The sequence below is a fragment of the Deinococcota bacterium genome (assembly GCA_030858465.1).
Classification (GTDB): domain Bacteria; phylum Deinococcota; class Deinococci; order Deinococcales; family Trueperaceae; genus JALZLY01.
This window is the reverse complement of sequence record JALZLY010000054.1, coordinates 1-7,694: the sequence shown is the minus strand read 5'-3', so window position 1 is coordinate 7,694 and position 7,694 is coordinate 1. Positions and strand designations below refer to the sequence as shown.

The 7,694-nt window shown below is 66.1% G+C and carries 7 protein-coding genes; 1 reads left to right on the top strand and 6 read right to left on the bottom strand.

From position 1 onward, the window contains the following. On the top strand, positions 1-494 hold a 494-nt coding region (gene hisG, locus M3498_02745; GenBank protein MDQ3458215.1), incomplete at its 5' end, for an ATP phosphoribosyltransferase. Here hisG and M3498_02740 read toward each other — a convergent pair. From M3498_02740 to M3498_02715, 6 genes are all read right to left on the bottom strand, one after another. After that, entirely contained in the window at positions 491-1,879 is a 1,389-nt protein-coding gene (locus tag M3498_02740; protein ID MDQ3458214.1) for a UDPGP type 1 family protein, read from the bottom strand. The genes hisG and M3498_02740 overlap by 4 nt on opposite strands. A gap of 193 nt (positions 1,880-2,072) precedes the next feature. Further along, positions 2,073-2,378 (bottom strand): hypothetical protein, encoded by a 306-nt coding sequence (locus tag M3498_02735; protein MDQ3458213.1) that lies wholly within the window; start codon positions 2,376-2,378, stop codon positions 2,073-2,075. A 114-nt stretch (positions 2,379-2,492) separates the two neighbouring features. Next, on the bottom strand, positions 2,493-2,720 hold the full coding sequence (locus tag M3498_02730; GenBank protein ID MDQ3458212.1) for a hypothetical protein: 228 nt from the start codon (positions 2,718-2,720) through the stop codon (positions 2,493-2,495). A gap of 234 nt (positions 2,721-2,954) precedes the next feature. Next, positions 2,955-3,455, bottom strand: coding sequence for a hypothetical protein (locus M3498_02725; GenBank protein ID MDQ3458211.1), 501 nt, complete (start codon positions 3,453-3,455; stop codon positions 2,955-2,957). A gap of 86 nt (positions 3,456-3,541) precedes the next feature. After that, complete coding sequence (locus tag M3498_02720) at positions 3,542-6,667, bottom strand: hypothetical protein (GenBank protein MDQ3458210.1); 3,126 nt, start codon at positions 6,665-6,667, stop codon at positions 3,542-3,544. Positions 6,668-6,848: 181 nt separating this feature from the next. After that, positions 6,849-7,694, bottom strand: an 846-nt coding sequence (locus tag M3498_02715) for a hypothetical protein (protein ID MDQ3458209.1), incomplete at its 5' end; no start/stop codon positions are given.

Sequence of the window (7,694 nt, the reverse complement as noted above, 5' to 3'; positions counted from 1 at the left end):
TCGAGCTGCGCAACAGCGACGTGCCCACCTATGTCGAACTCGGCGTGGCCGACGCGGGCGTCGTGGGCAAGGACGTGCTCCTGGAGGCCGGGCGCAACGTCTACGAGCCCGTGGACCTGGGCTTTGCCCGCTGCCGCCTCTCGCTGATTCGCGCCGCGGGCGCCTCCAGCCCCATCGCGCGCGTCGCCAGCAAATACCCGCGCGTCGCCCAGCGCTACCTGCGGGGCATCGGCTCCTCGGCCGAGGTTATCAAGCTCTCGGGCAACGTCGAGCTCGCCTGTTTGACGGGATTGGCCGACGCGGTCGTGGACATCGTCGAGACGGGCGACACCCTGCGCGCCAACGGCCTGGTCGAGCACGACGTCGTGTTGGAGTCCTCCGCCCGCTTTGTGGTGAACCGCGCCGCCCTCAAGATGAAGTCTTCGCTGCTCAGGCCGCTCGTCGAGAGGCTGCGCGCGCTGACCTCCCAAGCGCAGCAGCGCACGACCGCCTAGAGCACCACCTCGCTCTCCCGCTCGATGCGTTTGGGCAGATCCGCCTGGGCGAGATCCTCGGCAGAGATGGCGGTGAGGGGACTCAGCTCGAGCACGGCCTCTACCTCGCCGTCCGCGCCGAAGGGCAGCTCCACGCCCGCCTGCGCCAGCCAGGTCGCCGCGCGCTGGCTCTGGAGCCGTTTGCTGCTCGCGGGCGAGTCGGCACCGGCGGCGTTCTTGATGGGCGCGAACTCCTCCACCCGGCTCGTCTCCAAGACGATGCTCGTTTCCGCCAGCGGCAGGGCGTCGAAGACGAAGAGCTCGAGCTTGACCGCGTTGGGCGCCTCGGGCTCGACCTTCTCCCCCGTCGCCACGTCCACATGAGACACCTTCTTGTCGGCCCGGTGAAAGGGCAGACCGAAGCGGCCACCCTCGCTCAAGCGCCGCACAAAGGCGACCGCGAGGGCGTGGATGGCGATCGAGCCCAGGTTGAACTCGAGCGTCCCGTCCTCGCCTCGCGCCTCGGCCAGCGCGGCGGGCATGTCCGAGTACTCGATGACGCCGACCTTGCCGCCCAGGAGACAAAAGTTGCCCACCCTTTCCGAGGGTCCCGTCTTGGGTAAGCCCTTCGACGACATCTCGGCGCTGTCCAGGGCGTGCAGGCCGAGAAAGAGCGGGTCGACGCAGTGGACGCTCGGGTTGTCGACTTGAAAGTAGCTGATCTGGGTGACGCCGCGCCGGGCCATATCGTCCAGGGCGCCGCTGGTATGAAGCGCCCGCAAGCTGCCGCCGTGGCCGTCGGGACTGAGCGCCAAGGCGCCTTTGCCAGCCAATAGCACCTTGCCGTCCATGCCGATGCTTGGCATGGTGCCCTGGGCGAAGAGCATGACGTTCGCGGGGTCCAGGCCGAAGTGGTCGTGTGCCTCGAAAAAAGCCCGCGTGGCTGCGTCGTTGAGGGGGCTGGTCATCACGTACCAGGGCACGGCCCGGCCGTACTTCTGCTCTACCTTGCGCAGATACTCGGCGAAGACCCTAAAGAGCGGCTTGCCGAGCACGGGCGTGGCGGGAAAGGTGCCCTTGGGACCGTCCCAGCCGAGGCGCGTGCCCTGGCCGCCGGCTACGGTAAAGGCCGCCACCTGGCCGTTACGGATCAAACTCTCGCCGAGCGCGCGCGCCTCTTGGTATTTGGCCTCGAGCTCGGCCGTGGGAGTCTTTGGATAGTAAGGCGCCGGCTCGATAGTCTCGGGCAGCTCCGCGCCCGGTTGGGCGAGCACCTGCCTGCTGATGAGCTCCTCTAGCCTCGGCCAGTCCTGGGCCTCGAGCTCGCTCAGCAGATGGTCCTTCTCCTCGCCTGTCAACTCGTCGTAAAAGGCCAGAAGATGCGCTTGGCCATACTTGTTTAACATAGCGTCCACGCGTGTGTAGCGTTGGGTCCTATCCATCCCACCGTTCCCTTCATGTGAGCGGAGCATCCTCGCTGCTCCCTTTGGGGCTAGTGTCACCGTTCGGTTGCGGACCCAGTCTACCGTGAAAGGCGAGAACGACGAAACGGCCTGGGCTCGGCTGGCCTATCGCCGAGCCCAGGCCATAACGAGGCGGCTACCTTTGGCTGATCGGCAACTCCGCGGGCGGCGGGTTGAAGGCCGAAAAGCCCTGGTCGAGCCCGCTCAGGCCGCTCAAGACCAAGGCGGGCGCCGGGCTGCCCGAGGCGGCGAGCTGGGCGGCTTCGTACTTGACGACCTTATCGCCACTGCTCACCCAGAGGTCGCCCGAAGCGTCCAAGGGATCGCCTTGGACGCTGGTCGCGCCGAGAAGGGTGAAGACGGGCGGGTCGCTGCTGCTATCGCCCAACTGCTCGCGGCGGTAGCCCAGGAGCTGGCCCGCGCTGTAGTCGGGCAGCCACAACGGTTTCCTCGCTCGCCCTCACCTCGACGCTCGCCTCACTCACGCCCGGCATTACGGCTACCGCCACCAGCTCGCCGACCGAAGCGCGCAAGAGCGTCTCGATGCCACTCACGCTTAGCCGGACGAACTCTTGGCGGAGCCGTAGACACCCGCACTTCCCGTGTTGGTGCTGCCCAAGACTCCGGTGCCCTGCTCGCTGTAGCCGCTTAGGCCGTTGCCCCCGGCGTCGCTAAAGCCGTAAACACCGTTGCCGTTCGTGGTCGAGCCTCTTAGCGCTGTCGCGCTGGCATTGGTGATGGAAAAGGCCGCGTCGCCGCTGTCCACCTGGGCGCTGTAGGGCAACGTGAGTGCGCCCCTGCGGCGCTCACGGTAATCTTGCCGTCATCGCCGATGGTCACCGTGACGTTGTCTCCCGCCTCGAGCACCAGGCTGCCGCTCTTGCCGTTTAAGCTCGCGACGCCCGCGCTGCCACCCGAACCCACTTGGTCGACCTCGCGACGGCCCACATGCCCGTGCCAAGCGCCAGGACGGTGAGGAGGACGATCCAAGCTTTCGCTCTGTTCATGCGCTTTCCTTTCAGGGCGCCAGCAGGCAAGCGCCCAGGGTTGCGCCGCCCAGAGTGCAGCGCGGCAGGGGATCGGCCGTAGGCACAGCCGTGACAAGCGCCCGTTTTCGGCCTGCTTGCAGGAGCGTGAGCGTACCCGAGCCGTTGGCCTGGGCAGGCTCTAAGGTGTACTCGGTGTACCCCTCCTCGCCATACGCGCCAAAACCGGCGACGACAGAAAAATCCGACGTACCCGCGCCAATCGTTGCTATATGGGGAATGGTGAGCACAAAGATGCTGAGACCAGCGGGGCCGGGCGCATCGTTACCAAAGAGCGTGTACCAGCTATCCTTGTCGCCACTGCCAATCGTGCAGTAGCTGTCTCCAGAGGCTAAATCGTGCCTGCCCGCATGGGCACCTCCTATCACCTCCACGCTGAGGCTTGTCGTGGGCTCTGCCAGAGCGCTACCAAAGCAAAGCAGCAGGAGCGTGAACAGTGCGGACCAAGCTGGGCTGAGAAAACCTCTTGTCATATCTACCTCCTTGCGCCATAGGGTAGCCGAGGCCCGGTTATATGCCGATTATAAAAAGCGGTTTTGCCGGTGCGAGGTCACAAAAGCTATGCTGCTGGTGGTTTAAGAAAGTCGCCCCAAGCTTCGGGTAGCATCTCACCCACCTCGGCGAGGGTTTCGCGGCTTGCTTCGTAAAGCTTGGCGATGGCCCGCTGGTTGCCGCTCACGCGAAGCGCCTCGAGGGTCAGCCGCAACGTCTGGGCGTTGTACGGGTCGGCTTGCAGCAGCAACCGCCCCAGCCGGGTGGCCTCCGTGGGGCGACTGTCGAGCAGCTCGGTCGCCCTCCCTTGTAAGGCGTGGTAGAGGGCGCTGGCGACGGTCTCATCGCCCTCGCTGAGGTCTTCACGGTAGAGCCCGCGCCACAGCGTCGTGTCACCCGTCTTGAAGAAGTCCTCAACGTCGGAGGCGACGCTTCCCAAGGCGTAGCCGCCGGCGGTGCGGAGGATGATATTGGCCCCCAGACTCTTGCGCAGTTGAAAGACGAGCTGTTTGAGCGAGCTAGCGGCGCTGTCCTCGGTTTCGTCGGGGTAGAGGGCGTAGAGCAGCTCGAGCTGCGCAACCTCGCTGCGTCCGGCGATTCTGGCCTCGAGCAGCCCTGCCAAAAGCTCCTTGCGCTTGTGGCCGCGCACCGCTTGAGCGACGCCGTCTTGAACGAGGCGCAAAGGGCCAAGGAGCTCGAGGCGGAACGCCTTAGGCAGTGGTTCGGGGCGAGCCTGAGCGCGGCTGGAGATCAATGTGGGGAAGTACCGGTAGACGCGTTGGACACCGTACATGAGACCGTGAGCCTGATACCACTCGAGCTTCTGTGCAGCGCTACCGGCGTCACCGCTAAGGCGGTCAAGTTCAAGACCGATATCGCAGGCTTCACGCGCCATCCCAGGGCGACCTGTCAGCCTTTGGGCGGCGGCGAGCGTGTCGCGTGCCTCGGGGAACTGTCCGAGCGCCTCGAGCGCTAGCCCCTGCGCCAACAGCGCGAGACAAACCATGTAGGGGTGGTCGAGCGAGGTGGCTGCCGCGAAGGCTTCTTGAGCCAGCTCGAGCCCCCGCTGAGGCGAGCCGCAGCGCACTTCGGCAGAGGCTGCGACGCAAAGACCGGACAGGCGGCTACGCGGGTTGTTGAGCGCTTCAGCGTGGCGCAACGAGGCGTAGGCGTGTTTTAGAGCCAGCACGCCGCCGTGGGGTGGCCGCCACTCCAGGTAGAGGGTGCTGAGTTCAACCTTGCAATCGAACAGGGCGACCGATACATCAAAACGCTCGAGCACGGCTAAGCTTTCCAGCAGCATGTCTTCGGCGCGTTCGGGCTCCCCCAGGGCGGACAGTTGCGCGCCGATGCAGACCTGGGTGTGCGCGCACATCCTGGCGTCACCGAGGGCGCCAAACAGCGTCAGGGCCTCCTCAAGCTCTGTGAGGCGCCGCTTAAACGCACATAACTGGGCGTGAACATAAGCAAGATTGAAAAGACATGAGGCCATACCGCGCAACGAGTTTTCACGCCGCGCGGTCGCTAGCGCCTCCTCGATATAACCTTCTGCCGCTCTATAGTTGCCGAGATAGTACTGCGCTCCAAAGCAGGCGCTCAGAAGCCTTGCCCGCATCAACGCTGTCAAGTGAGGGTTGCTCAACGCCGCTTGAGCCACAATCAAACCCTTCTGGGCGTCCCCCTGGTCATTCAATGCAAATGCCACCTGGTAGCTCAGTTCAGGGTCTTGCAGGGCTTGTAGCTCAGGGTGAGCCTGCCACAGCTCGACGGCCGCCGCAGCATTCCCCGCTATGGCACGAAGTTTAGCCAGCTGCGCCAGCATCTGCACGTCACGCTGCAGGGGCTGCGGTAGGCGCGCAAGGACCTCTTCCGCACGCCTGATGTGACCCTGCATCGCCAGCAACTCTGAAAGCAGATAGCAGGCTTCGCGGTTGTCGGGGGTAAGGCCTGTGGCCTGCTCAGCCAGGCGGGTGGCTTCCACAAGGTCGAATGGACGCAGCGCCTGCGCCGCTCGGAAGGCCAGTTGTCCCCGCCCCTCGCCTTTCGCGTAAGCCACCATCCTCACCAAAAACCGCCCCACCTGAGCACCATTGCCTGCTGCTTCCGCCTGCGCCGCCGCCTTTTCCAGCAGCGCCCGCGCCGCGTGGGGCTCGAGCCCGGCATCCTCGACAAAACCCGCTGCGGTCCGGGCGTCTTCCTCTAGCGCCGCCAGCGCCCGCCTCGCCAGTTCGCGCCGCTTTGCCGCGCCGAGATGCTGGCGTGTCACCTCGCGGAACAGCGGGTGGGCGAACGTGCCGCCCCGGAAGAGCCCCTGCCGCTCGAGCTCCAGCGTGGCCGCCGCGAGGAGATCTTGGGGTAAGCCCGCCACTGCCGGCCAGAGCCCTGCTGGAGCGTCCAAGGAGAGCATGGCCGCAGCCTCGAGCGCCTCCCTGGCAGCCTCAGACACCTTCGCGCTCAGGGTGGCGCGCTCGATGAGCGCCTCCACCGTGACCGGCATGAGCGCCTCGGGCGGTTCGCGCCAGCGCCAGCGTTTGCCGTCGCTCCAGAGATAGCCCTGCCGGGCAAGATAGCGAAAGTACTCGAGGGTAAAGAGCGGGTTGCCCAGGGCGCGCCCGTAGATCCACGCGCTGGCTTCTTGGGAAAGGCTGGCCCCGACCTCCGCCTCGAGCAGCGCCCGTGACGCCCCTTCGCAAAGTGGCGCCAGCCGCTCGGCCTCGAAGGGCTCGGGCGGAAGGCTGCGGCTGGTGACGAGCAAAGCGACGCCGCGGCTGCGCTTGACCCGCCCGGCCAGCGCTTGCCACAGCCCCTGCCGCTCGGGAGCGGCCTCGTGCAGGTCCTCTATGTGCAAGACGACGGGCGCGAGCGCGGCCAAGAGCGCTGCTAGAGCGTCGGCGGCAGTCGAGGGCTCGACGTGTTCGCCCCGTTCAAGCCTCTCCACAGAACGCCGTGCCCAGAGCGGCAAGCGGGATGGGCGCGGCAGCGCCTCGAGCAGTTCCCCCAGGGGCACGGTCGCGTGGACGCTGAAGCTCCGGCAGGTCGCCGCCGCGAGGAGCCTTTGCGCCGCGAACGTCTTGCCGATACCGGCTTCACCCCAAAGCCCCAAGGCCAGACCCGCGCGCCTCGTGACCACCGGCTTGAGGCGGCCAAGGAGAGGCGTCAGCGCCGCGGCGCTCGGGTTTTGTGCGCTTTCCACCCCATGAGCGTAGCAGACCTAGCGCCCCGCGGCTAGAGAGCGCGGGTCGGCGAGGCCGTGCTTGCCGCGACGGGGTGCCTAAGAGGCCGGTTCCCTCGCGGCAAGCACGCCGAGCGCCTAGTCCACCACCCACTGCCGTGGGCGAACAGGCCGTCACCGCCGGCCTGAAGACCTCAGCTGGCTAGTTGAGACGGGTGCTGTAATAGGTGCACTTGCCCGTCCACACCGTTAAGCTCTTGCTGCGGCTGGGCTCAGGAGCATTGACCGTGAGCGTCACCCGGCAATCGTTGGTCACGTCTATCGCGTTACCGGGAGAGTATGGAGTGAAGGAAGGGCTGCTCGAGCCGAGCTCCCTGTTGATTTCGGTCTCGCTGTTGCCGACGGTGACAAAGACCCGCCAGTCGTAGGTCAGCGCTTCACCGCTGGGGTTTTCCACCCCCACCTGCGCCGAGTAGCGCGGCGGCGGAGGCGGCGGATTGATGATGACTACGTTAGTGCAACCCTTCTCCCGGAAGTCGATGGTGTTGCCGTTCGCCACGGCTACGTCTGTGCAACCTATCGGCGTGTTGTCGATGCGTCTGAGGTCCCGCGAATACACCCCAGTGCTCGTGATGCGCGGGTAGGGGTTCTCGGGTGGGGGCAGAACGGTCAGGGTCCGGGTGGCTGAGGCGGTCAGCCCTTCGCTGTCGCGGGTACTGACCCGCACCGAGCGCGCTCCCGTCTCGCCAAACGTCACCCTGACCCCGCAGCCGGTTGTGCTCGACAGCGCGTCGGGCGCGTCCACCGCCCAGGTGGTGTTGGCGCAGAGGCGGGTGGCGTCGCTTTCGTTGATGTCGCGCACCAGCGCGGTCATGGCGTAAGGCTCGCCCTGGCGCGGGTCGCCCGAGCTTTGTAGCTCGAGGGTGGGAGCGCTGTTGACCACCTCGACGTTCAGGGTGGCGCGGCTTTCGCTGCTGCCGTAACGGGCGACCAGGGTGAGGACCTGGCGGCCCTGCGCCCTAAAGGTGTAGGGCAAACTCGAGCCGAT